Origin of the sequence: Gemmata palustris, from assembly GCF_017939745.1 — a bacterium.
GTDB lineage: Bacteria > Planctomycetota > Planctomycetia > Gemmatales > Gemmataceae > Gemmata > Gemmata palustris.
In genome coordinates this window covers 618,757-644,148 of record NZ_JAGKQQ010000001.1, presented here as the reverse complement: position 1 = coordinate 644,148, position 25,392 = coordinate 618,757, and the positions used below count along the sequence as shown (strand labels likewise).

The window sequence follows — 25,392 nt, the reverse complement described above, 5'->3', positions numbered from 1 at the left end:
AGGCCCGGCGTCGGGGCCGTGGTGGTACTGGGACCGATGATTCCGTTCCAAGGGGATCGTTGATGGACGGCACACCTGAGGCACCCCAAATCGATCCGCCCGCGTGCCCCACCCCGGCCGCGCTCGCCGCGTTCCTCTCTGACGGGTTACCGCCCCCCGAAATGGACGAGATCGGGGCGCACGTATCGAGCTGCGCCTCCTGCGACGCGGTGGTGCGCCGAATGGACAAGGTGACGGACAACTACTGGCGGAGCCGACGCGCCCCCGAGAACGAGGTCGGCCCGCACGACCCCACTCAAGCCGAGTACCCGCACCAGACGCCGGCGGGCCGCGCGCTCCCGGCGACCCAAATCCACTACTTCGTTCCCAAGCCCCCGGAGCAACTGGGGCAGTACCGGATCGGGGAGCGCCTCGGCCAGGGCGGGATGGGAACGGTGTACCGCGCCGAGCACGTGCGCCTGAAGAAATACTTCGCCGTCAAGGTTCTGTCCGCGAGCCAGATGTGGGACCACCGCGCGGTGGCGCGGTTCCAACTGGAAATGGAAGTGATCGGGCGCCTCGACCACCCGAACATCGTCCGGGCCACGGACGCCGGCGACGCGGACGGGATGCACTTCCTGGTGATGGAGCTGATCGAGGGCTCGAACCTCGCCAAGCTGGTCGGCCGGGGCGGGCCGCTCCCGGTCCCCGTGGCGTGCGAACTCGTGCGCCAGGCCGCGCTCGGGCTCCAGCACGCGCACGAGCACGGCCTGGTTCACCGGGACGTCAAGCCGTCCAACCTGATGCTGTCCGCGAGCGGGCAGGTCAAGGTGCTGGACCTCGGGCTGGCGCTGCTCCGCTCGAACGACCCCGCCCCGGACGACGACCTGACCGGGATCGGCGAGGTCATGGGCACGGCCGAGTACATGGCCCCGGAACAGTGGGCGAACACGCACGCGGTGGACATCCGCGCCGACATTTATTCGCTCGGCTGCACCCTGTACGCCCTGCTCACGGGCGACCCGCCGTTCGCCGGGACCGGGCGCAAGTCGTTCATGCGCCTCATGGCCGCGCACCAGACCGAGCCCGCGCCGCCGATCACAACACGCCGCCCGGAAATCCCCCCCGCGCTCGCCGCCCTCCTCGAGCGCATGCTGGCGAAGAACCCCGATCTTCGACCGGCCACGCCGGGCGAGGTCGCCGACGAACTGAAGAACCTGTCGGACGAAAAGGGGCTGCCCGACCTGTCCGCCGTGGCCGGCGCCGACACCGATGCGGAGCCGGACGCGAACCGCCTCCCCCCGGCATCTGACGCTCCGACGCCGACGCCGGTCTACCCCGCGACACTGAAACTCCACCCGCGCCCGAACCGCACCCGGCGCCGGTGGATCGCGGCGCTGGTGCTCGCCCTCGTTGCGGGCGGAATCGGGGCGTACACCGCACTCGCGCCCGCACCGGTACCCGCCCAGGCGAAACAGAAGCCGGAGGAGAAAGAAGAACCGCACGATCCGAAAAAGTGGCGGAACCTGCTGACCGCGCGACCCGGCGAGCGCTTGTGGCGCCCCAGCGCGATATCCACGATCGACCACAACCCCAAAACGGAAATCCTCACGGTCCGGTCCCAGGGCAAGGCCCTACTCCGTCTCGGGGAAACGAAGGCGAAGGGGTACAAGCTCCAGATCGGGCTCCAACAGATCCGGTGGGTGGGCGGGATCGGAATCTACTTCGGCGGCGGAAGCCCCTCAAAAGAACCGAACGAGTTTCGGTGCCAGCTCATTCACCTCGTCAACGTCGGGCTGCCCGGTGACGCCCCCAAGTATTCGCTCGATCGCTCGCGCGGGGATCTTATGGTGCCCCCCGGGGCGAAGCCAGACCTGGGCGTTCTCGGGTTCTTCGGGGCGTTTGTCGAGCCCCCGGTCAACAAGGAACACCTTCTGGAATTGGAGGTGCGCCCGGACTGCGTGTGGAGCATCCGGTGGAACGGAATCGAGTGCCAGGAGTTGGTGAGCGAGAAGGCTTTCACCAAGGAGCGGCAGAGGCTCCCCGACCCGCACCTCACCGGCGAGTTCGGGATCTACTGTAATGGGGCCGACCTGTCGGTTTTGACCGCCCGGTACGTAGAAACTGAGTGAGTCGAACCCGGCCCCGGCGCGGTTCGCTTCTTGTCAATACATCGTGTTCGTACTGCCCCGTTTGGTCCGAAATTCGGAGAGATCGTGGAGATTCAGTGCCCAACAAACAACATGTACGTCCGGGTCGCGGGGTCCGGGTCCGGGTCGAGTTCCAGCGGGACGATCTGCGTGCGCGGGGACACCGGTGACGGGGACGACGGGGTGGGACTCCCGCTGTTAGTTCGGGTTCGCGTGCTCTCCGGTCACGTTCCACCGACGGGACCGGCAGAACCGAAACTGCCCTACGATGTGGACGTTGTTCCGGTCGGCACGCAGTGGTGCGCGACCAACGTGCCGGTCTCCGCTTCGAGCTACGCGGGGGTACCGTTTACCGTGCTCGCTTGGCTCCGAACCGGAACGACTTGGAGCGCGCCAGCGAGCGCGTGGTTCTACGCCGGTGGCCAGAACCCGACGAGTTGCTGCCCGACTTCCCCTTCCGAACAGGCCGCTCCCGGCGCGATCGCCGGGGCCTTCCAGGGCTGGCCCCCGCCGCCCCCTCCGCTCCCCGCGAACGTCACGGGTCAGCAGAGCTGATTTTCTTGTCGCTTGGTGTCCCGCCCCTACTGCTGCGCCCCCAGTTAGAGCGCTGCGGCCCGTTCCCCTTTTTGCCCGAACAATGTCAACGCTGCCGCACTTCGGTTTGTACGTCGTCACGTGCCCCGGGCGCGAGGCCGTTCTCGATCGGACACTCGCGTCGATTCGCGCGAGCGACTGGCCCGGCGCGCCCGCCGTGCTGCGCCAGCCCGCGGACTGGCCGATCGGGTGGGACAGCACCTCCCGGATGTACCGCACGGTCCTCCAGCGCGCGTGGGAGGACGGGTGCTGGTGGGCGGTCGTGCTCGAAGACGACGTGCTCGTGAACCGCTACCTGTGGGCGAACCTCACGCGCTGGCACCCGATCACGACGGGACAGCTCCACTGGGGGAGCTTGTTTATACCCGACACGATTCAAGACCCGTGGGCGCGCGCGTGCCCGGAACTCGGCTACCGGCTCGCGCGACCGGCACTCACGACCGGACCGCACGCGCAGTGGCAAAAGGCCCGCTTGTGGGGTTCGCAGGCTTACGTTTTCAGCCGCGGCGGGTTGGGGGTCATGCTCGACCAGTGGGACAGGCACGAGGGCGGACAGGACGCGCGGGTGGTCGGGATCGCGGGCGGCGCGGGTTGGCCGCTGTGGTTCGCGGACCCGTGTCTCGCGGAGCACATCCCGGTCGTCAGCGCGTTCGGCACCCCGCCGGCCTACGCCCCGGACTTCGTTCCCGACTTCCGATTCGCCCGGGAACCTGCGGGCACGTACCGGCACGCCGAGGGTGTCCCGGGGTGGCTGAGTTGCGCCGAGGGGCGGGCGCTCTGGGAACTCGCGCGCGACAAGCGGGTGCTCGAACTCGGCCGGTTCCACGGCCGCAGTACGGTCGCGCTGGCGCAATCGGCGCGCGCCGTGGTGTCCGTCGATGTTCTCGATCCCGCGCACGCGGCGGGGTGGCTCGAACGGTTCGGTGTGAGTGGAAACGTCACGCTACTCCAAAGCAAATTCGCTGAAATCGACCCGCGCCTCGGCCCCTTCGATCTGATCTTCGTGGACGGGGAGCACGATGAGGCGAACGTTCGCGCGGACGTCGAACTCGCGCTGTCGCTACTCGCGCCGGGTGGGTGCCTCGCGTTCCACGACTACCCGGACCCGAGCTGGCCCGACGTGCGCCGGGTCGTGGACGCGATCGCCGCGGAGCGCGGGCTGGTGCGCGTCCGACAAGCCGATTACCTCGGGGCCTTTCAGCTCTCGGCACCCGCGCATCCCCAAGAAGCTCTGACTCCAGAACCCGAGCCCATTATTGCAACATCGGTCGGCACGCCCCCGACGACTGGCGCCACCCCCCGAACCGTGTGGGTGTACTGGGAAGGGCCGGTGCCGGGGTACATCGAACTGTGTTGCGAAACGGTCCGCGTCCACAACCGAAACGCGCGCGTCGAAGTGCTCGACCGGGCGGGGTTCGAGGCCCTGTTCCGCCACGACCGCGACCTACCAATCGATGCGCTGATCCTCCCGCACAAGGCGGACTTCATCCGCGCGTACCTGCTCGCGCATTACGGCGGCATCTATCTCGATGCCGATTGCGTCCTACTCGGCAACCTGGATTTCGTGTTCGATCTGGTCGACACCACCGAGTTCGTCGGGTACCGCGACCCGCTCGGGTACATGAGCGCCAGTTTCATGGCATCGGCGCCCAATGGCGCGGTCATTCGGGACCACTATCAGCGCGTGTGTGCGACCCTTCGTTCCAATCGCGAACGAGAGTGGCTCGACCTGTCGTCGGTGCCCCTGGACCACGCGCTCGCCGCGCACCTCGACCGGGCGCACGTCTTGCCCACGGAGCGCATCATGCCCCTCTCCTGGCAAGCGAGCGAGCGCCTCGCCGAGCGCCATTCGGACGCCGTTCACGCGCTCTCATTCCGCTCGGATGCCGCGATGTACATGCTCTCGAACAACACGATCAAGAGCCGGCCCGCGACCCGCGTTCTCGCACACGTGCCGGCCGACGATCTCCTGACCGATGCCTACTTCCTCTCGTTCTTGTTTCGCCGCGCGCTGGGACGCGACCCGTTAAATCCGCAAACCGGACACGCACCCTTCGACCACAACGAACCCCAAACGCACTCCGATGAGGGCGCGCTCGACTACCTCGCGACCCGGTTCGGGGTGCGGACGATGATCGACGTCGGGTGCGGTTCGCCCGAAACGGTCTACCGCGCCAAGCAGAAGGGCATCCGGGCCACCGGCGTAAACGGTGATCCGCGCATCGCGCGCGACAGCCGGGTCATCATCGAGCACGACTACACCCGTAAGCCGCTGTTCGCGGGCGAGTTCGATTTGGGCTGGTCGGTGGGGTTCGTCGAACACGTCGAAGAGCGATTCGTTCCAAACGTGATGGCGACGTTTCGAGGCTGTCGCGCCGTCTTTCTAGCCCCGACCGTTTCGGGACTCGCCCCCAACGATCGCACAGTGGAGTACTGGGCCGAACAGTTCGGAGCCGCGGGTTTTGTTCTCGATGCCGAGGCCACAGAGGGCGTGCGCCGGCACTCGACGACGGAGAGTGCCGGCGCGCGGCCCGCGGCCCGCGTGTTTCGCCGGAGCGAGAGCGAGCGGTAAGAGCGTCCAATCGGAGCGAAGTCACATCGCACCCGGAGGCGCTCATGCGAACCACGAACAGTGAGGGTTACAGCTACGAGTCCGTGCCCACCGTCAGCGGCACCCCGCCCTACCCCGTTGACCTGATCGCCAAGTCGAAGAACCTGCTCACCGCGACGTGCGGGCTCTTCAAAAAGTTGGGGCCGGCGGTACACGTCGCCCCGCACGTGTTCGCGAAATACAAGGTCCACGCGGAACGCGCCCGGGCCGCCGCCACGGTGATCGGGGTCGACCCGGTCGATCTCCTGGCCGCGAACTTGTGCTACGACCTGCTCATGGGCGCCAGCGCGATGGGGTGTTCGACGCTTGCACTCGCGGGACCAGACGGGCCGGTGCTCGCGCGAAACATGGACTGGTTCCCGGCCGAGAAGGTCGCGAAGGCGAGCTGCTTGGTCACCGAAGATTACGGCGTCAACGCGGGCTTTCTTGGAATGTTGGGCACCGTTACGGGCTTGTCGCGACACAAGTTCTGCGTGTGCCTGAACGCCGCGTTCGGGGGCTCGGACCCGGACGGGTACCCGATGCTCCTGTTCCTCCGGCACGTCCTCGACACCGCCCCGGACTATCGCGCGGCCCTCGAAATGGTGAGCAACGAACCCCTCATGTCCGGTGGAATCATCACCGTCGTGGGGGCGCGGAACGAGGAGCGCGCGGTCGTCGAGCGCGCCCCGCGCCGCGCGACCGTGCGTACCGCGCGCGGGAACGAACCGCTCTTGGCGACCAACCACTTCCGCGATCTCGCGGAACCCGAAGAGTGTTCGCGCTACGCGCACATGGCCGAGTTCGCGGGCCGGGCACCCGCGCGGGACATCTTGACGAGCCGACACGTCCTGCAAGAGATCACCGCGCAGCACGTCGTGATGTGCCCGGCCGCGCAGACCGCGGAAATGTTCGTTCCCAGTCACCTGCTCCCGGACACCGTGCGCGAGGAAATGACGCTCTCCGACCTGTACCGCTACTTCCTGAATTGAACCCCGCGCCCGCGGTCACTCCCCGCGCGCCAGCACGTGAGCGGCGTGCGCCCACAGTACCGCGCTCGCAGCGCCGCACGCACCTCCGGCGCTCAACAAGCCCCAAAACATCATTTGCGGCGGAACCGGTACGTCCCCGCGCAACAGGTTCCACGCGAGCACCGGCCACCCCACGACGAGCATCGTGATCGGGAGCGACAGCCGGAACGCGCGCGAGTCGCTGGGGCAGCGCACCGTGAGCCACGCCCCCAGCGCGATTACCAACACGATCGCGAGCGCGGCCAGCCCCGCGGCCGCCAGCCCCACGCGAATGCCCGCGTCCGCGATGAACGCCATGCCCACCGCGGCCACCGCGATCGCCGCGAACGCGGTCCCGCGCTCGGCGTGCGCCTGCACCTTCGCGCGCAACACCGTGCGCCGGTCGAGCGTGGTCGCGAGCAGCACGTCGAGCGTGCCGCGGAACCGCTCGCCCGCGATCGCCCCGCTCAGCCCCACGGCGAGCGGCAACAGGTACCGCCCCGCGGCCAGCACGCCCGCGATCGTCAGCAACCACCCGCCGGTCTCCAACCCGCCCGGCTGTTGAGAGAGGCGCTCGATCTCGGACGGGTCGAAGGTCCGCCCCAGGCGCGCGAGGAACGTCCACGCGCCCCACGCGAACAGTACGAGCGCGCCGGCACCGGCACCGGTCCCGAGCACCGTCGAGAGCGTCGGCAGCGCCCACTCCGGGCGCCAGCCCACGCACCGCTCCTTCCACAGCACCGGGTCCGCCGCATCAATCGGCGGGAGGTCGGGCGGAACCTCGTCCTCCGGTTGGAGCAGCGGCGGCTCGGCGGGCTTGGGCGGCTCGGGGTACGCGGTCACGGGCGGCGGACCCGCGGTCGCGTCGCGCAGGCGCAGCGCGCGGACCGCACGCGCGAGAAAAATCCAGCCGACGAGAACTTGGAGGAGCGGGGACCCGAACCCCACCGCGCAGAACTCGGGATCGGTCAGCGGCTCGTGCGCGAGTACGACCAGTACCGCGAAGGGGCTCGCGAGCACGAGCGGCGGAACGAACGCGCCGCACACGAAGACGGCGACCCGGGCATACGCGCGGAGCACGGCCGAGCGCAAATCCGGCGCGTAGCACGCGGCGCTCACCCCGAGCGCCGCACACAACACGACGGTGCCGGTGGTGACCGCGTAGGCCGCGGCGAGAAAGCCGACGCTCACGCCCCCGAAGAGCTGCGTAATCATGAGTACCGGGAGCCCCGCGAAGAGCGCGGAGAGCACGAACACGATCCGCGCCGCGGCCTTACCGAACACGATCTCGCGGTCCGTCAGGAGCGTGGTGAGCAGCAGCGGGAGCGTCTGCCGGTACTTCTCTTCGGACACCGCGGACGCCGCGAGCGCGGGCGTGAGGGCGACGACCGCCACGAGTTGCACTTCGAGTAGCGTCAGCGCGAAGGAATCGGCGAACCGCGCGAGTTCGGCCGGCGAGAGCACCCCGGGCCGGCCGAAGAACACGTCGCGCGTGGGGAGGTGGTGGAACCAGTACGTCGCGAACGCGAGGAACGCGACGAAGAGCGCGTAGAGCAGGACGAGCCGGACGCGCGTGGCGAGCCCGCGCCGGGCGATCCGGCGCAGTTCCCAGGCGGCGAGTGAACCGAACAGTCCGAACGGCCACACGCTATTTGTCCTGCAGTCCGAGCGCGATGCCGGCCTTGCCGAACGGACCGCCGACCGTCGGCCACCCGGTCACGGCCTTGAGTTCGGCGCTGCGGTCGCCGGACAGCCGCGTGTTCTGCCGGGCCACCCACAGGAGCCCCCAGGCGTGCCCGGCGCGCACGTCCTTCGGCTTATCGGCTGGGGGCAGTTCCGCCCACGCTTCGTCGGCCTTGTCTTTCGGTGCGGCCCCGGCCCGGGCCTGAATCAGGGTGCCCTTCGCCCACGCCTTCAGCCCGTCGTCCGTGATGAGGTTGGCGAATTCTTTGGCCTGGTCGTGCTTGTTCTTCTCGGCCGCGATCTGCGCGAGCCGGAGCACGGAGTAGGGCGAAATCTCGCGCCGCCCCTTGTTCGCCGACACGATCCCGAAGGCCGTATCGAGCGCGGCCCCCGGATCGGCGGACCAGTCGGCGCACAGCACGAGCGCCCGCACCTGGCCCTCCGGCGACCCGCGCCGCTGCGCCAGTTGGAGCGCGGCATCGGGCTGGCTCTCCATCAGCGCCTTGCCCGCATACGCGAGCCGGCCGGATTCCGAGACCGGGTCGCCCGCGGGCGGCGCGATGATGCGCGGGGCCTTCTCGCTATCGACCGCGAGGAAGAGCGTCTGGGCCGACGCCGGAGTCGGGACGCTCTTCATGAGTTCCGCCCCGCGGCCCTTCAGGTCGTCCATCACGCGACGCGGTTGGTCGCTCCCCTTGTCGGTCCGCATCACCTCCAGCGCGATAAGGGACTTCCCCTCGTCCTGTTCCTTCTCGGTAAAGAGCGCGAGCGGGATCATTTCGACGGCGAGCAACCCCTGCCCCTGCTTGGCGAGTTCGCGCGCGAGCCGACGGGCGAGGTGGTTCTTGAACTCGAACTCGGCCGCCCGGAGCAGTTCGAGCGACTGGCGCAGTTCGTCGAGCACGGTATAGAGCCGTTCGTTGGGGCGGGTCTTCAGGTCGTTACCCGGGGTCCAGCGGATGCGGATCTGGTCGCGCGCTTGCTGTTCACTGCCCCCCAGGATGAGGAGCGCAACGGCCAATTCGCCACCCACCGCGTTGCGGGCCAAACTCGGTGGCGCTTTGCGAATCGCGTCGCGTGCCTTCGCGAACTGCTCGAGCGCGTCCTTGATTTTCGGTTCTTTGTGCCGGATGGCGTGCTCCCCGCCGGCAATGTACAGGAGCGCGGAGCACAACTGCGTTTCGGGCGGCGCCTCGTTCGCCGGCAGCGCACCGGTCGATTTGGCGAACTCCTCCTGCCCCTCCTGCATTAGCCGGTCTTCGCGGTTCTCGACGCGCCCCATGTAACACGAACGGACTCCGAGCGTCGTTCCGAGCAGAGCCCCCACAATCACGAGGGCGAACGTCACCTTCTGCTTCAGCGGGCGCGGCTCATACTCGATGCCGTCGGCCCCGGCTTGTGTCAGGGCCTTACCAGACACAAGTTTAGTGTCCGCCATGTCCTGCACGTTATCCAACTTCAGTTGATTCTGGACCGCCCCTTCAGGGCCTTTGGTCTTCTTGTGGCGCCAGTCGTAGGGAGCATCATTCTTCGGTTCGGGGATCTTGACGCGCTGGCGGCACTCCGGGTTCGGGCAGAGGGTGTTCTTGCCGGCCCGCGCCAGCGGTTCGGTCCACTTGTGATTGCAGTGCTGACACTCCACTGGGACGAGCTGCGCGGCCGTGTCCTTTTCGATCTGGGCCTGTTCGTCGGCGAGGGCCGCGATCGCTTTAGTCTCGGCCTCCGCGATCTCCGCAGCCGTCAACCGCGGCGCGCCGCCCGGCACCGTCATCGGCTGCGGGATCAGGATCGTGGCGCGACACGATTTGCACTTCGCCGACTTCCCGGCCATCTCGTCCTTGAGCCGGTACGCATACTGACAGTGCGGGCAGTTGAACTCGATCGCCATGTTCGGTGGTCCCGCTGCGGGAATCGGAGAACGGGAGACTTGCAGACCCATTATCCGGTGAATCGGGAACGGAGGCAATCGCGCATTGGCGAAGTGGTTCGGCTTGTTCGTGCTCCCGCGCGTGGTATTAACGCCACGGCCTGTTCGGGAGAAACACGAAATGAAGTCGCGCGCGTGGTGGGTGGGTCTCGTCGCACTGGTGGTTCTGGCACAAGCGACGGGGTGCTGCCGGCACTGCTGCTGTTGCACCAGCGACCGCGATTCCCGGCTCCCGTCACGCGACACGTTCCGCGACGAGCGCCCGGCGCCGCGCGCGGGCGAGGTCGAGACCCTGCCGCCCGCGAACGTCCCCACCGGATCGAGCGCCGTGCCCCCACCGGGGCCACCGAAGGTGACGGGCGCTTACGGCGGAAGTTAAGTGGCTGCAGTGCGGTACGAAGATCAAAGAGCTTTACGCACCGGGATTCGTGAAGGGCGGGCGGCGGAGCGTGCCAGAGTGTGAGATCGGAGGACCAGCGGGCCGGCGGAACACGCTCGACCCGCCCCGGATCGCGCCGGTCACGACCTTCATGCGACTGGTTTCATCGCCGAATTCGACGCGTAGGTTGAGCGCCTTCAAAATCGCCGCCATGAACTCGCAACAATTCGGGAACCGGTCCTGCGGGATCGGTGACAGTGCCTTCAGCAACGGGGCGCGTTCCGGTTCCGTGACACCGCTGAGGTCCGCGAACGGCCGCAGTGCCGACCGCGATGCGTTCTTCACGGGCGGCGGGAACGGGAACCGCCCGCACCGGAGCGCGTAGTACGTGATGGCGAGGCTGTACTGGTCCGACCAGTCGGTGATGGAGCCGAGGAACACTTCCGGGGCCGCGTACTCGCGCGTCCCCTGGCGCGAACAGGGCGTGCTCGGGCCGAACGTGGCGGTCGCCAGCCCGTGGTCGGTGAGCTTCGCGGTGTCGCCGAACAGCAGAATGTTATTGGGCTTCACGTCGCCGTGCTGGAACCCGACCTTGCGCCCGTCGCGTGTGTGCTGGCGCGCGTTCAGGAAGTCGAGTGCTTCGGCCACCTGCCACAAATAGAGGCACAGCGTGGCCGGTTCGAGCTCCTGACCCAAGTCGTCGCGGTAGAGCTGCATCAGGTCGAGGAGCGTCGCCTCGGCCAGTTCCATGTTCACGACGAGGTACCCGGGCACCGACCAGACGTCGTAGGTCTTGACGATGTAGGGGTGCTCGAGGCTCTGGAACGACTGCACCGACCGCAGCTCGCGGGCCGTGGTGCTCGTGTTCGAGGTGGGCATGAACTTGAGCGCGACCGGCGGGCCGGAAGGCGCTTCGGCTTCCCACACTTCGGCGAAGCCCCCGCGCCCGCGCACGCACCGCAATCGGTAGCCGGGAGAGGGTTCCGCGCCGACGGCGAACGCGAACGCTCCGGGCGTGGTCGAACGGATGTTGGGAAGGGTCGACAACACCACATCCCCTGTCGGGCGGAATCGCCCGCGAGCAAATTGCACGCGGTACGATGCAGGTGCATTGATATTCAGCGGAACTGTAGCACACGAAGGCGGTGTGAAGACGCTGTAAACCGGTTTCGTTTCGGATCGAGCGAAAATATCCGCCCCGGCGCCAACGGTTAATTATACACCGGCGCGGACCGTGCTGTAACTCCAGCTCACCGGCCTCCCGTCGCGGTACGGCATGACCCCGTGGAACTGAGGGGCGGTGGGGTCGAATACGAGTGGCAAAAAGTACCGGTCGCCGTCCCACAACGGAAGTGTCGAAACGTGATCGACCTCGACCCACTCGAGCGCCCCCTCCGCGTTCGCAGTGAACGGCACGCCGGAAAACCGCTCGATGCGGAAAATGAACCCGAACCAGTCTTCCCCGCGCTTCCCGAACCCGGGCCAGGAGATCGTACCGGCCAACGTGACCGCGTCACATTCGATCCCGGCCTCTTCGCGGATCTCTCGCTTCAGGCCCGCGACCACGTCTTCGCCGGGTTCAAGCTTCCCGCCCAAGCCGTTGTATTTGCCGAAATGCGCGTCTTCGGCGCGCGCGTTGCGGTGGATCATGAGCACCCGCCGACCGTCCGGCGAGAAGACGTAACCGAGGGTCGCGAGAATGGGCGTGTACGGCATGTGTTTTTGGCGCACGACCGGTGTGAAAGAGTCGTTGAATGTGTGGGTGAGGCACGGGTTTTGGCACCACCCGCTCGTTGGCACTCGCGGTTCGCCCGAGTCTTGTGGCGAACCGCGAGTGCCAACCCCCGCGAGCTGCGTTGGCACCTCGCGTTCGGTGGAAGAGCGGTTGGTGACCTTCCCGAGAACTCAATGCCCCGCGAGCGGTGGAAGTCGGTTGGTGACTCGGGCGAAAATCGTGTGCTCGGGGCGGGCGCTTGGTGTGCGACTCACAGAGCCAGTCCCGGCCAAGACGTCCCCACCGGCCGGCTTACACCGGCCGTTCGCCCTCATCGGGTTCCAGCCCCGCGACCACGGCGCGAACCTGTTTCAGGTCTTCGTCCGTCACTCCTTCGCGGCGCGGATAACGGCGCTCGAGTGCGTCGAGTAACGTTTCCCACATCTCCCGCGACGGAGTCGGCGCGGGTGCCCAGTTGGTTCGGCGCCGGAACCGGACCTTGAAACTCCACTTGCGAGCGAATCGCTCCGCCCGCACCGAGCGCTTCTCCCCGCTCTCCGGGTCCGTATCGGTCCACTCGATTTCCATATTGGCGCACGCGCAGAGTTTGGGTGTACAATTCCAGGATACCGGCCCGCGCCCCAGAGCGGGGAGTCCGGTTCCGGTCCGTGGTAGCGGGGTTCGGGAAATATGCTGCTGTTCGAGGACCACCGGCACGAGACGCCCGCGGTGACTCACAAGTCCGTGGTGTACGCCATCGCGTTCAGTCCGGACGGCTCGACGCTCGCCACGGGCGCGCGGGACGGCTCGGTGTTCGTGCGGGACGCGAGCGGGCACGTCTCATCGCTCCTCGAGCGCGGCCCCAAAGTACTCCCGGTCCACGCACTCGGGTTCCAGCCGAACGGGGCCGGGCTGGTCGTGGGCGGCGCCTTCGGGTGGGCGAACTACAAACAGGACGGCGGGGCGTGGCAAGAGTTCGGCGGCCACTCGTCCCTGCCGGTCACCTCGCTCGCGGTCCTGAACGACCGCACCGTTGCAATCGGCACGGGTGACCGATTCAAAGCGAGCGGCGGCACCCTTGAAATATGGGACACCGTGAGTGACCGCAAGTTGCTCCCCTACTTCTCCGAGCCCAACGGCGTCCGCGCGATTTCCGCCAGCCCGAAGAACAAGGTCGTCGCCTGGGCGACGGGGCACCGCAAAGTTCGCGTTTTCGACATCACCACGTCCCGACCCGTCGACTTCCCGCAAGAGCGCGACTGCCCGGCCATTGCACTGAGTTCCGACGGGTCCATGCTCGCAGTCGCGGGCGACTGGAACGCGAAAATCTACGACCTCAAAACGAAGCGCGAACGGGCCGTGTTAAAGGGCCACAAGGGGCAAGTCTTATCGGTCGCGTTCAGCCCGGACGGTTCGACCGTGGCGACGGGAAGTTTCGACTTCACGGTGCGCTTGTGGGATACGGCGACGGGCAAAGAGCGGGCGAATTACAAGTGGGACATCGGCGTGGTGTACTGCGTGACCTACGCCCCGGACGGCTTCCGCTTGGCGGCGGGCGGCGATTTGGGGCGCGTGGTCGTGTGGGACACGGAGTAAAATGAGAGATCGTCGCGTCGGCCGTGAGTCCGTGAAGAAACCGCGAACGCGCCCGAAACTGAACAGCAGATTGGAACGGATCGGGCGCAGCGCGGGGGATGGGATTCGCACCCACGGCTTCGGGGGATTAGCCCGACGAGTTGTCTGCTACTCCACCCCCGCCGATTCATCAGCCGCGGATACGGAACGTGATTCGGCCCTTGGTCAGGTCGTAGGGGGAGATTTCGACTTTCACCCGGTCACCCGGGATGATGCGGATGTAGTGCTTGCGCATCTTTCCGCCGATGTGGGCGATCACTTCACCGCCGATGTCGAGTTCGACCCGGAAGGTGGTATTCGCGAGAGCGGCCTTGACCCGCCCCTCCACTTCAATCGCTTCTTCCTTAGCTTTTTGCATATGCTGAACGTGCTCCAAAACAGCGGGCGAAAATGGGAAACGCTCGCGAGTAAGGCAGCCGCCCGCGAGCACACGTGTTTATTGTAGCGGCAAAACGTGCGGGTTACGAGAGCAATTCACCCATGTTATTCTGCTCGAACGGGCCGCAGCTCAACTACCGAGGGCGATGGTTACCGCTTTGGCCGCGGTGATCGCATCGGCGGCCGGCTTACAGATGGACGCCAGTGAAGCCAACCAGCGCGTCAGCCGACCGGGGCGCGTGGCGTCGGCCTCGGTCTTCTCGGCCTCTTTCTGGATCTTCTCAACAGTTTGAGCGGCCTCGACCTGATCGGATTCAGGAATCTTCGCGCCGGCGATGGCGTCGAGCGCCTTCTTCACGGCTTCGACGAGGTCGGCGTTCACAGATTGTTCCGCCGACTGGCGGACGTTCGCGATGATCTGCCCGGCAATTACGCGAGCATTATCACCGATCGCGACCCCGGTCAAGTTACCCGTGTTCGTGAACCTGATGTCACTCATGTCGGCCTCCGGTTGAAGTGGTTGAGGGAACGGCGTTCACTGGTCCGTCTGGTGCCGCCAGTGCGGGTCGATGCTCACATCGACTTTGCCGGCGAGCACATCCGAGTCGTTGATCGCAGTGGCGGTCATGGTGCCGGAATTATTCACATTGGTCACTCGATTGTCATTGTAGACTCGGTTGGCAGACCGATTGTGTTGCATTGGCTCTGGTCCAACACCGGCGAGCAGTTCCTTCACGGAGAATTTGAGGTCGCACCCTTTGTAAAGGATCGTGTCGACCCCATTTCGCTCGTAGGTCTCCAACTCCTCGAAATCGAACGCGGCGTCGGGTTTGCCGGGCACGTCTACGGGCACCTGAGACGTGAAGTCGGTGTTCGGCTCGAAGCGATTCAGAGCGTGAACGGAGCCGAAGTATTCGCGGATCACCGAGAGCGCGTCGCGACGCTTGTTCTTCGGTCCGCGCACAGAAATATTGGCCCGTCGTTCCTGGCGATTCATCCGCACCAGCACCGGACAACTTTGAATCTCAAGCTGTACTCCCGAAAGCCAAGCGACGCGCGGGCTGGTGAGGTGCCGGTGTGCTTGGACAATCAACCGTGGGAAGAGTCCACGCGGTGGAGTGTGCCGGTATTCGTAGCGGAACCGCAAAGAATCCTTTTCGTCCCACGGTGGTTGCGGGTCGTTCACTGGCAACTGGTTCGGCAACAGGTAGTGGTCCGGCTGACCGGGTAGTTCAAAACTCAGCCCGAAACGCTTCATCATTTCGGCGATGAACGGCCACCGTTCGGGCGGATAGTCTTTCGCTGACAGCTCGGCGAGGAGTTTCCCCAGATCGCTACGCGCGAACTGCCCCTCCGATTCAACTACGGCTTGGTGCGTCAGGACTTGGTAAACGGCGGTCGTCAGCCAGTTGGGATCGAGTAGCGTGGTGTCGTCGTATTTCACTACCATGCCAATGCAATCCAGTAATGTGAGAAGATCATTCTGCTCGCGGGTTTCGGTCACATTTTGCGCCGCACACTTCTTGCGGTAATCCTTCGTGTTCAGGATGAACGACCGGCGCGCAGTTTTCGCGAGTTGCTCCATGATGATGAAGTAGCTCACCGGGATCTGATCGCGGATGTGCGGCAAGTCAGCCCGGATGACGTCCACAATGGCTTTGCGTAGTTCGCCGATCCCTCGACCGCCCTCCTTGTGCTTCTTGGGGTCGCGGCACGAAGTGCGAATGAAGCCGCGAATGTTGGGGAACTCGTGAAGTAGTCGCGCTTCATCGAGGCGCAGGTCGTGGGGGGCTTCGCTCTTGTTGATGACGACGATTACGGGAACGGACTGGACCGTGCGGGTACGGATGGAGCGGAGCCATGTATGCAGATTGGCCTCCTGCTCGTTGGCATTCTCGCGGCGCGCTTCGAGCACGATGAGGTACAGGGACCGCGCGGTGAGGAAGAACTGGTGCGTCTCGTATAGCACCTGCTGACCGCCGAAATCCCACATGTTGAGCTTCAGGGGCGTATCCCCGGCTGCGTCCTTGTCGACATCCCAACTCTTGACGTCTACACCTTCAACGATTTCAACGCCGACGGTTTTCGACGTGTCCTTGCAGGGCCTCTTATGAACCAGGAAGTTGACGAGCGAAGTTTTGCCCACAGCCTCGTTCCCGACAAGGATGAGTTTGGCTTCGTTCAGAGTTCGCTTGCCCTCAGTCGTGGTCCGGAAGTAGTAGTCCAGAATTGCCCACGGTTTCTCGGCGTTGAGGGTCAATTCTTCGGGAAGTTTCAAGGCTGGAACGTTATGCACGTCCAGGTTGCGTAGTCGGCGAAGTCGCCGCAAGGCGATCGGAAGTTGTGTTAAGCGCGTACCATCAAGATACAAGCCCTCCAGCTTGTGCAGCCGTCCGATACTATCGGGTAGGATTGTTACACGTTTGCAGCCCCAAAGGTAGAGGTGCGTGAGAGCGGTGAGCCTGTCGAAAACGGCTGTGACTCCCAGATTCGTTACCCGGTTGCAATCAGTAAGGTCCAAGTACGTGAGCGCGGGTAGGCTGTCGGCTATTGCCGAGATACTCGCGTCCGTCAATTGATTGCAGTAAGTGAGTGCAAGGTGCGTGAGCGCGGGCAGGCGATCAGCTACAGCTAAGACCCCGGCATCCGTTAGTTGGTTACAGTTTCCAAGGTCCAGGTGTGTGAGTGTGCGTAGGCCATCGGTAATAGCCGTTATCCCCACGTCCGTCACCCGGTTGCAGCCTCCGAGAAATAGTTGTATGAGCGCGGGACGTTTACTAGCGATGGCCACGAACGCTGCGTCCGTCAACTGGTCGCAGCGCCAGAGGTAGAGCTGTCTGAGCACGGGGAACTTATCAGCGGTTGCTATGAACGCTGCGTCCGTCAATTGGTTACAGCCTTGAAGATCAAGCTCCGTAATCGCAGGAAGATTACTGGCGATAGCCATTACCCCCGCATCTGTCACGCGAGCACAGTTCGTGAGTCTGAGCGTAGTGAGGGCGGGAAGGTGGTTAGTAATAGCCCGGAGGCCGATGTCGGAAATGTCGTCAGAGCCACCGAGGTCCAGGCTAGATAGTGCCTTGAGGCGAAGAGCGAATGTTGTCAGGCCGCCAAAGATCCAATCCGCGTCGCTACTACGAAGGCGGAGTTCGTTAACCGTCGAGAACACCCCCGCAGCATGTGCCAAGTCCGCGAAATCGTTTTTCGATAGCCCGTGAGGCAGTTCCAGAATTGGACTCGGTTTCCTACTGTATTCCGCGAGGATGTATTTGACTACGGGCGATTGCATATGTCACTCCACAGGACCGGTTTGAAGATCGTACCGCGCCGCGCCCGCGTTCGTCACACCAAATCGCGGATGCGTTTTGCGAATGGCAATCCGAGTGCCGGGCCGCCCACAGTGCGGGGGCGCTGATTCCCGGCACGGTGCGCCACTACAATGGCCGCATGTCACTGAGCACCGCACTGTCCGCAGACGTGACCCCGGCCATCCGCGAGCGCGGGCGCGAATACTTCCGCTCCGGCGCGGTGACCCTCGATTCCGTCAGCGCGACCGACGTCGCGGCCACCGTCGAAGGGTCCGGCGACGACTACGAGGTCGATCTGCGGCTCGTCGACCGCACCGTGTACGCGACCTGCACCTGCCCCTACGTCGCGGACCACGAGGCGGCGTGCAAGCACATCTGGGCCACCGTGCTCGCCGCCGAGTCCCGGGCGTTCGCACGCAGCGCACGCGGATCGCTCCGGCTCGTGCTCGACGGCTACCTGGACGACTTCTTTGACGACGACATGCCCATCAGCACCTCACTGCGGTTCCCACCCGCGAACCGCGCCCCCAAGCCGAAACCGAAACCGCGTGAGACCTGGACCGACCTGCTCGCCGCCGTGCGCCGAGAGGTCCAACCCGTGAGTCCCGGCGCCGCATCGAACGGGCGCACGGCCGATCGGCAGTTGGTGTTCGTCGTCGACGCCCCGGCCAGCGAGCAGGCCCGGAAGCTCGTGCTGGAGATCAACACACAAGATCGCAAAATCAACGGCGAGTGGGGCAAACCGAAACCGCACACCGTCTCCACCAGTCAGCGCGACACACTGCCCGATCCGCTCGACCGCCAGCTCCTCGCGCTGCTCGGTGGGGCCGAACGCGGCGACAGTTACGGGTACTCCTACGGCTACAGTTACGATTACGGGTACGGCGTCAGCCGGTACCGCGTGGGCGGTCCGCTCCTCGAAACCGTGCTCCCCCTGCTTGCGCAAACCGATCGCGTGCTCTTCCGGCGCGACCCGAAACCGCCCGTCACGCTCGAGCCACTCGCACCCGATCTCGATCCGCCCTGGGTACTGACGGCCCGTGTCGCACGCGCGAGCACCGGCAAGCAGTGGGCGCTCGACGGGAGCCTGCGCCGCGGCACGGAGACCATGACGCTCACGCAGCCGGCGCTGATGGTTCCCGGCTTCATCGCGTGGAACGGGCGCTTCGGCCGACTCGACGACGCCGGCGCGTTCCCCTGGGTGCCGACACTGCGCCGGGCCGGGGCCATCACGGTACCTGCGGGGAAAGCGGACGATCTAGTCGCGCAGTTACTCCAGATGCCGACGCTCCCCAAACTGGACTTACCGGAGGAACTGCGCTTCACGGAAGAGATGGTTTCGCCGCGGCCGCGCCTCGTCGTGAAGCCCGCGAAGACCCACTACGGTAGCGCGCCCGTCTTGCACGCCGAACTGTCGTTCGATTACGCGGGGGCCATCGTGCCCCTTCAGCCGACCACGCGCGGCGTCTACAAGCCCGACGGTCGCAAGTTCCTCCTGCGCGACCCGGGTGCCGAGCGCCAGGCCGAAGCGGAACTCACGCGCCTCGGGGTGCGCTACGGCTGGGCCGCCGGCGCACAGACGCTCGAGGTCAAGCCGAGTCAGCTACCGAAGCTCGTGCGCGAACTGACGACCGCGGGGTGGATCGTCGAGGCCGACGGCAAACTCTACCGCAGGGCCGGCGACTTCAAGATGGAGCTCAGCACCGGGCGCGACTGGTTCGACCTGAGCGGCGCGGCCAACTTCGACGGGCAATCAGTGACGTTCCCGCGACTGCTCGAAGCGCTCCAGCGCGGCCAGACCAGCGTACTCCTGGATGACGGCAGCCTGGGCATGGTGCCCGAGGACTGGCTCAAGAAGTACGGGCTCATCTCGCAAATGGGCACCGTTGAAGGCGACGCGATCCGGTTCTCGCGCACGCAAGTGGGCGTGCTCGACGCGCTGCTGGCGTCGCGCCCGGAGATCACCTTCGACAAGCAGTTCGGGCGCGCGCGGGAACAGCTCCACAAGTTCCAGGGCATCAAGCCCGCCGATCCGCCGAAGGCGTTCCACGGCGAGCTGCGGGAGTACCAGCGCGAGGGACTGGGCTGGCTCCGGTTCCTGCGCGAGTTCGGCTTCGGCGGGTGCCTCGCGGACGACATGGGGCTCGGTAAGACGGTGCAGGTGCTCGCGCTCCTCGCCGGGAAGCGCTCCGGCCCCGCACTGGTAGTCGTTCCGCGATCGTTGGTGTTCAACTGGAAGCAGGAAGCCGCCCGCTTCGCCCCGAAGCTGAAGGTGCTGGACCACACCGGCACCGCGCGCGACCGGACCGGCGCGAACTTCAAAGACTTCGACCTCGTGCTGACCACCTACGGCACGCTCCGCAACGACGCGGCGACGTTCGCGGACGTTCAATTCGACACCTGTATTCTCGACGAATCGCAAGCGGCCAAGAACGCGGCGACCGAAACGGCGAAGGCCGTGCGCGTGGTGCGCGCCGACCACCGGCTGGCGCTGAGCGGCACGCCCGTCGAGAACCACCTGGGCGAACTGTGGACGCTGTTCGACTTCCTGAACCCCGGGATGCTCGGGCGCGCTGCGCTCACCAGCGGCGCGAGTTCGCTGCGCAACCCGGACGCCGAGACGCGGGAGTTTCTGGCCCGGGCACTGCGCCCGTACATCCTGCGCCGCACAAAAGACCAAGTGGCGAAGGATCTTCCCCAGAAAACCGAACAAACGGTGTACTGCGACCTCGAACCCGCTCAGCGCCAGCTCTACGACGAGCTCCGCGACCACTACCGCCAGTCGCTCCTGGCTCACGTTGATTCGGTCGGGCTGAAGCGCTCGCAGATTCAGGTGTTGGCCGCGTTGCTCCGGCTGCGCCAGGCCGCGTGCCATCCCGGACTCATTGACAAGAAGCGCACCGCGGAGGGAAGCGCGAAACTGGACGTCCTCCTGCCGCAACTTCAGGAACTCGCGGAGAGCGGGCGGAAGGCACTGGTGTTCTCGCAGTTCACCTCTTTGCTCGACATCGTGCGCAAGCGCCTCACTGCTGAGGGGATCAAGTTCGAGTACCTGGACGGCCGCACGCGGGACCGTGACAAGCGGGTCGCGCGGTTCCAGACGGACCCGGAGTGCCGCCTGTTCCTGGTGAGTTTGAAGGCCGGCGGCGTGGGGTTGAACCTGACCGCGGCGGAGTACGTGTTCCTCCTGGACCCGTGGTGGAACCCGGCGGTAGAAGCCCAGGCGATCGACCGGAGCCACCGGATCGGTCAGACGAAGCCGGTGTTCGCGTACCGGCTAATCGCACGCGGAACGGTGGAGGAGAAAGTGCTGGAACTCCAGCGCAGCAAGCGCGAACTGGCCGACGCGATCCTGGGCGGCGACGGCCGACTCGTCACCGACCTGAAGCGCGAAGACCTGGAACTGCTACTATCGTGACGGCCCCGCGCGGTCGGACCGTCGGCGAAAGACTTCGCCGACGGCAGCACTTCTTGGAAGCACCGGCGCCCGTCACGCCGGTGTTATGGAGGCAGAGGTGCGTGAGGTTCGGGATCGTCGTAGCGGGCTTGACGAGCCGCGACCGCAACAGTAGTTTCAAGGCGTTGCGTTGGTTGTAAGTGTATTGTGTGGCAGGGTAATACATCGTGTGCGTGGGTATCGTGAGCGGATCCGTTGCGTGAGCCAGTCGAGCATCTCGGCCAACGGGAACTGGGCGACCCAGGCGGTCGGCGCGAGCCCGCGTGCCCGAGCGATCCGGAGCGTCAGGTACACCCACACCTGGCGCAACAGCAGGGCCACGCCCTCGAGCAGCAACCGGTACTCGGGGTTGGTGCTGGTGGTCCACCCGCGGGCCTGGTTCTTCTGCCGATAGCTGGTCTCGATCCCGAACCGCTCTCGGTACCGCCGGCGCCCCAACCGAGCCCGGTTCGCCTCCGACACGGCGGTCGCATCGCCCCACCCGCGGAACGCGTACACCCGGGCGTGCGATTCGCCCTTCCGTTGCCACACGAGCACCCGAGTCGATACCGCCTTGCGGCTCTTCTCGGTGACCCACTCCATGGTGGTGATGGTGCCGTGGGGTTGGGTGTAGCTGGCGTTGCGGCGGTTGGTACCGGTGCCCTTCTTGCGCATCGGGACCGTGTAGCTCAGGTTCCGTTCCTGCAACAGCAACAGGGTCTCCCCGCTGTCGAACCCGGCGTCCAGAACCACCCCGCGGACCGTGAGCCCGCGGGCCGCCACCTGGTCCAGAAGGGTCTGCACCTGCTGGTGCGGCTTGGTTCCTTTCGTCACGCTCATCAGCCCCACGGTGTACCGCCGGTGCTTGTGAATCAGTACCCCGGTGGCGTACGCGTGAAAGAACGAGGTCCCGGCCTTCTTGGGTCCGCCGATGATCCCCGGGGTGCTGCGATCCCCATAAAAGGGGACGTAATGCACATCGATGGCACACGTCCACCGGCGCCTCCGGTCCCGGCGCGTGAACCCCGCCACCTGGTGAAGGGCATCCACCAACCGGGCCGTGAGTTGGTCCCGGGAACCCCGGTTGGCGTGCATCGCCTGTCGCGCGGTCTCGTGGGAGAACCCGAAGTACCGGGTCACTACCGCGAACAACGTGCGGGTGGTGCCCGCGATCAACAGCACCAGGTCGAGCAACTGGGTGCGCGTGACCGACCGCTTGTAGTCGGTCCAACCCAGGGCCCGTTCCAACGTTCGGCGCGTCAGTGCGTGGACCACCGCCGGGGTGATCGTAGAGTAACCACGTCGCATGGGAGGCTCCCGTTCAAGTGCCTGAGAACCTTGAACTTAGGAACTCCCATGCGGCACTGCCAAATCACTTGAAACTACTGGCAAGGGAGCGGGAGGCGCTACCACTCTCTTGCGGTCGCGGCTCGCTACAGGGAGCCTGAAACCGGACTAGACTAGTTGGCGGTTTCCGCCTCCTTCAACAGCGCATCGACGGCGGCGTCCATTTGCTTCCCGCGGACACCTCGGTACCGGATCGTCCCCTTGTGGTCCAGCACGAAGATCGTCGGGTAGTGCTGGATGTGGAGCGCCTTGAGCAACTTCCGCTCATCACCGCCGCCCCACCAGTGCGCCCACGGCATGTCCGCGGTCTTCAGGAACTCCGTCAGCACCTTCTTCTCGTTGTCCCCGCTCACACTCAGCAGGACGAACGGTTTGTCCTTCAACCGGGCGACCAGTTCCCGTTCGTGCGGAATCATCGCCTTGCACGGCCCGCACCACGTCGCCCAGACGTCGAAGACCACGACCTTACCTCGATAGTCGGACACATTCACTGACTTGCCGTCCATTCCCTCCCCGGTGACGTCCGGGAACGGCTTGCCGACGGCCAAATCGACCACCTCGGGGAGCACTGATTTTGCCCACGCATCGGCGGTCCCGAGCCGGCCGCCGAGATCGGCCCCGGCGAAGTCTTCGATGATTCGGCGCAGGATCGCTTCCGCTTCGGCGCTGGCCGCGGCCGAGGCCGCCGGGGTAGCGGACCGCTCGGTCAGACGAATCGCGTTGTTGGCGAGCACGACGGCCGCCTTCGCACGAGTCGCCCGGTCCGGGTGAACGGCAATCACTCGCTCGGCGAACGGGCGGACGGCGGGGCGCTGAATCGTCGGTCGGTCCAGTAACTTGCCGACCCCCGGTGCGGCCGCGAACCGCTCGGCCATTTGCCGGAATGCGTCGGCCCCTTCGGGGGAATCCTGGCCCGTCATGGCGATGAACGCCAGTGCCTCCAGCGCGATCTCGTCGGCCGGCCCTTCGTTGGCGATGGCCAGCGCTCGGGGGGCGTAGTCACGCATCTTTGGGAGGGCGGCTTCGTAGGCCTTCAGTTGTTGTTCCGGTGTACCGGTTCGAGGAAGTTGCAGTGCGTCCGAGTTCTGTTTGGCGTATTGCGTTCGCAGCGCCTTCAGCCGGTCCTCGCGCCCAATCGGTGCGGGAGCCGCGTCGGTGTGGCCCTTCAACTTGGCGGCCGGTACACCGGCTTCGATTAACAGGGCGTTCACGGCCTCGTCCAACCGGCTGTCGCGAACTTCCTTGAATCGAATCACGCCCTTGCCGTCGATCACGTAAATGGTCGGGAAGTGACTAATCTTGTACGCCTCGGTCATCCCACCATCCGGGCCGTTGAACCAGTGGTCCCACGGCATCGGCGTGCCCTTCAGGAAGTCGGTCACGGCCTTCGGTTCCGCATCGAAGCTAACGCTAACGAGTGCGAACGGCAGGCCCTTGAGTCGGGCGACCATCTCCCGCTGGTGCGGGATCATCTTCCGACACGGAATGCACCCGGTGGTCCACACGTCCAGGACGACGACCTTCCCGGTGTAATCGCTTAGCTTTACCGGCTTGCCGGCCAGGTCGCGGCACTCAATGGCCGGGGCCGTCTTCCCGGGCACAAGGTTCTTGATGACGTGCCGCACGGATTCCACTCTGCGGGCGAACTTCTTGGCCTGTTCCTCGTTAGCCCCGGCCATGTCTTTTTCGGCCCGGGTCAACAGTGCTTCGGCCTCGGCCAGCAGCTCGAGCACGTCGGCACGCGGGGTCACGGGGTTACCCACGGCCCGGTCGATCGCCTGCACCGCCTGTAAGCGAGCGGACGCCGCTTCGGTCGGTGTCATATCCGCCAGCACGCTGGCCAGCAGTTCGCGTGCTTTGGGTTCAGTCGGGTACAGGGCGAAGTACGTAGCGAGGTGTCGCCGAATCGCGGTGGCGTCGGCCGAATTCGGCGCATCTGCCAGCGCCTTCTGTTCGCGTTCGAGGAGCGGGAGCAGGGTGCTGAACGGCGGTTGTTCGCCGTCCGGCGTCTTGGCCGCGTTTGCGGCCTTGCTGCGCGCGACCCGGAAATCGAGCGAGTGTTTCTTGAAGTCGAACGTGCCGGCCGGGTTGTCCCCCGGCGCGGCCGTTAGCGCAATCGTCAACAGGAGCGTTGTGAAGCTCATTTCGGTTACCCAGGGACTTTGATCGTTCTGCAGTTGTGAGCGGGCGGGATCGGCGCGGCGGTCGTGAGACCGCCGGCCGACGTTTGAAACGTTGGGTCGAGGTTTGGGCAATTAGTCGATCGTGGCGAAGTCGCCCCCGGCCCGGGTGATGAGGGCCATCACCTCGGGGGCGGCAATGCCGTCGCGCAAGTAGCGCACCGATCCGTCGCACATGGCGACGTTCAGCCCGCCGGTGTGGAGGGAGTACATGCCGATGTAGTTGTTGGCGTTAATCATGTTCGGCCCGAACGCCTTGCCGACCGTCGGGAACCCGGTCCACTTGCCGTCCGCGTTGGTCCCGCGGGGTTGAGTGGCTTGCTGGGCGGCCCAGCCGATGCCGCCGAGGTTGTTCGCCAGGTACACGGACCGGCCGGTGTAGTAGTCCGGGCGCGCGGTGAGTTCGTAGAGCATGATCGTGTTCGACGAGCCGTCCTGGAACTGCAGCAGTCGGTTGAACTTGGGCGCCCCCTTGTAGTTGATTCCCTGCGAGTTCGCGAGGCACCCGTCGAACACGCCGGACGGCGGGACGGGGAGGCCGTAGCCGGCCGGGGCCGCGTTCGTCATCACGGGGGACATTCGAGACGGGGAGGCGTAGTCCATCGCCGCGCCGGTGTTGTACAGCGGGTCGAGCCGGTCCGACTGACCCGACGGGCACTGGAACGTTGAAACTTTGTTCTTGTTGAGCGTGGCGTTCACGTCGTCGGAGTACCCGCGGTCGAAGTTCCACTGGGAGCGGATCGCTTCTTGCTCCAGGTACGGGAGGATCTGCACCGGCCAGTTCACGATGACCGTGCCCGAATACCCGGTCACGGTCTTCTGCATCGTCGAAACCGGGAACCCTTCCATCGCCGAGTGGTGGTTGTGGAACGCCAGCCCGATCTGCTTCATGTTGTTGGCGCACTTGATGCGCGCTGCGGCTTCGCGCACCTTCTGCACCGCGGGCAGGAGGAGCCCGATGAGAATCGCGATGATTGCGATCACGACGAGCAACTCGATCAGTGTGAACGCGCCCGGCGACGAGAGCCGAGTGCGGCGGACCGGAATGAACTTGGGCACAGCAATCTCTCCGTAAGGATAAA

At 65.7% G+C, this 25,392-nt stretch carries 18 protein-coding genes and 1 tRNA gene; 7 read left to right on the top strand and 12 right to left on the bottom strand.

Annotation, left to right across the window (positions count from 1 at the left end; genetic code table 11):
- Positions 1–62: 62 nt before the first annotated feature.
- From J8F10_RS02580 to J8F10_RS02565, 4 genes are all read left to right on the top strand, one after another.
- A complete protein-coding gene (locus J8F10_RS02580) occupies positions 63–2,111 on the top strand; it encodes a serine/threonine-protein kinase (protein WP_210652325.1) in 2,049 nt (682 codons plus the stop codon).
- Positions 2,112–2,195: 84 nt separating this feature from the next.
- Entirely contained in the window at positions 2,196–2,684 is a 489-nt protein-coding gene (locus J8F10_RS02575) for a hypothetical protein (protein WP_210652324.1), read from the top strand.
- A gap of 82 nt (positions 2,685–2,766) precedes the next feature.
- Complete coding sequence (locus J8F10_RS02570) at positions 2,767–5,295, top strand: class I SAM-dependent methyltransferase (protein ID WP_210652323.1); 2,529 nt, start codon at positions 2,767–2,769, stop codon at positions 5,293–5,295.
- Positions 5,296–5,339: 44 nt separating this feature from the next.
- Positions 5,340–6,305: a C45 family autoproteolytic acyltransferase/hydolase gene (locus J8F10_RS02565; protein ID WP_210652322.1), complete on the top strand. Its 966-nt coding sequence runs from the start codon at positions 5,340–5,342 to the stop codon at positions 6,303–6,305.
- Positions 6,306–6,320: 15 nt separating this feature from the next.
- On the opposite strand, the gene J8F10_RS02560 is transcribed toward J8F10_RS02565, so the two are convergent.
- A complete protein-coding gene (locus J8F10_RS02560; protein WP_210652321.1) occupies positions 6,321–7,970 on the bottom strand; it encodes an ABC transporter permease subunit in 1,650 nt (549 codons plus the stop codon).
- Position 7,971: 1 nt separating this feature from the next.
- A complete protein-coding gene (locus tag J8F10_RS02555) occupies positions 7,972–9,894 on the bottom strand; it encodes a hypothetical protein (protein WP_210652320.1) in 1,923 nt (640 codons plus the stop codon).
- 160 nt (positions 9,895–10,054) lie between these two features.
- On the opposite strand from J8F10_RS02555, the gene J8F10_RS02550 reads away from it, so the two are divergent.
- The gene (locus tag J8F10_RS02550; protein WP_210652319.1) at positions 10,055–10,312 is read left to right on the top strand and encodes a hypothetical protein; all 258 of its coding nucleotides are present in this window, start codon (positions 10,055–10,057) and stop codon (positions 10,310–10,312) included.
- A 33-nt stretch (positions 10,313–10,345) separates the two neighbouring features.
- Here J8F10_RS02550 and J8F10_RS02545 read toward each other — a convergent pair whose 3' ends face one another.
- The 3 genes from J8F10_RS02545 to J8F10_RS02535 all read right to left on the bottom strand — a co-directional run bounded on the left by J8F10_RS02545 (position 10,346) and on the right by J8F10_RS02535 (position 12,614).
- The gene (locus J8F10_RS02545) at positions 10,346–11,359 is read right to left on the bottom strand and encodes a serine/threonine-protein kinase (protein WP_210652318.1); all 1,014 of its coding nucleotides are present in this window, start codon (positions 11,357–11,359) and stop codon (positions 10,346–10,348) included.
- Positions 11,360–11,527: 168 nt separating this feature from the next.
- Positions 11,528–12,028, bottom strand: a complete 501-nt coding sequence (locus J8F10_RS02540; RefSeq protein ID WP_210652317.1) for an NUDIX hydrolase — start codon at positions 12,026–12,028, stop codon at positions 11,528–11,530.
- A 310-nt stretch (positions 12,029–12,338) separates the two neighbouring features.
- On the bottom strand, positions 12,339–12,614 hold the full coding sequence (locus tag J8F10_RS02535) for a hypothetical protein (protein WP_210652316.1): 276 nt from the start codon (positions 12,612–12,614) through the stop codon (positions 12,339–12,341).
- Positions 12,615–12,716: 102 nt separating this feature from the next.
- Here J8F10_RS02535 and J8F10_RS02530 point away from each other — a divergent pair, with 102 nt between their 5' ends.
- Positions 12,717–13,622 carry a WD40 repeat domain-containing protein gene (locus J8F10_RS02530; RefSeq protein WP_210652315.1) on the top strand — a complete coding sequence of 302 codons (906 nt, stop codon included), beginning with the start codon at positions 12,717–12,719 and terminating at the stop codon, positions 13,620–13,622.
- Positions 13,623–13,712: 90 nt separating this feature from the next.
- Here the strand turns inward: J8F10_RS02530 and J8F10_RS02525 are convergent.
- The 4 genes from J8F10_RS02525 to J8F10_RS02510 all read right to left on the bottom strand — a co-directional run bounded on the left by J8F10_RS02525 (position 13,713) and on the right by J8F10_RS02510 (position 17,328).
- Positions 13,713–13,784 (bottom strand) — tRNA-Ile (locus J8F10_RS02525).
- A gap of 7 nt (positions 13,785–13,791) precedes the next feature.
- The gene (infA, locus tag J8F10_RS02520; protein WP_210652314.1) at positions 13,792–14,019 is read right to left on the bottom strand and encodes a translation initiation factor IF-1; all 228 of its coding nucleotides are present in this window, start codon (positions 14,017–14,019) and stop codon (positions 13,792–13,794) included.
- Positions 14,020–14,169: 150 nt separating this feature from the next.
- A complete protein-coding gene (locus J8F10_RS02515; RefSeq protein ID WP_210652313.1) occupies positions 14,170–14,538 on the bottom strand; it encodes a hypothetical protein in 369 nt (122 codons plus the stop codon).
- A 36-nt stretch (positions 14,539–14,574) separates the two neighbouring features.
- Positions 14,575–17,328, bottom strand: a complete 2,754-nt coding sequence (locus J8F10_RS02510; RefSeq protein ID WP_210652312.1) for a COR domain-containing protein — start codon at positions 17,326–17,328, stop codon at positions 14,575–14,577.
- Positions 17,329–17,486: 158 nt separating this feature from the next.
- Here J8F10_RS02510 and J8F10_RS02505 point away from each other — a divergent pair, with 158 nt between their 5' ends.
- Entirely contained in the window at positions 17,487–20,765 is a 3,279-nt protein-coding gene (locus tag J8F10_RS02505) for a DEAD/DEAH box helicase (RefSeq protein WP_210652311.1), read from the top strand.
- A 156-nt stretch (positions 20,766–20,921) separates the two neighbouring features.
- Here J8F10_RS02505 and J8F10_RS38275 read toward each other — a convergent pair whose 3' ends face one another.
- From J8F10_RS38275 to J8F10_RS02485, 3 genes are all read right to left on the bottom strand, one after another.
- On the bottom strand, positions 20,922–22,091 hold the full coding sequence (locus J8F10_RS38275) for a transposase (RefSeq protein ID WP_246522717.1): 1,170 nt from the start codon (positions 22,089–22,091) through the stop codon (positions 20,922–20,924).
- A 152-nt stretch (positions 22,092–22,243) separates the two neighbouring features.
- The gene (locus J8F10_RS02490; RefSeq protein ID WP_210652310.1) at positions 22,244–24,274 is read right to left on the bottom strand and encodes a TlpA family protein disulfide reductase; all 2,031 of its coding nucleotides are present in this window, start codon (positions 24,272–24,274) and stop codon (positions 22,244–22,246) included.
- A 111-nt stretch (positions 24,275–24,385) separates the two neighbouring features.
- Positions 24,386–25,369 carry a DUF1559 domain-containing protein gene (locus tag J8F10_RS02485; protein ID WP_210652309.1) on the bottom strand — a complete coding sequence of 328 codons (984 nt, stop codon included), beginning with the start codon at positions 25,367–25,369 and terminating at the stop codon, positions 24,386–24,388.
- Positions 25,370–25,392 lie beyond the last annotated feature (23 nt).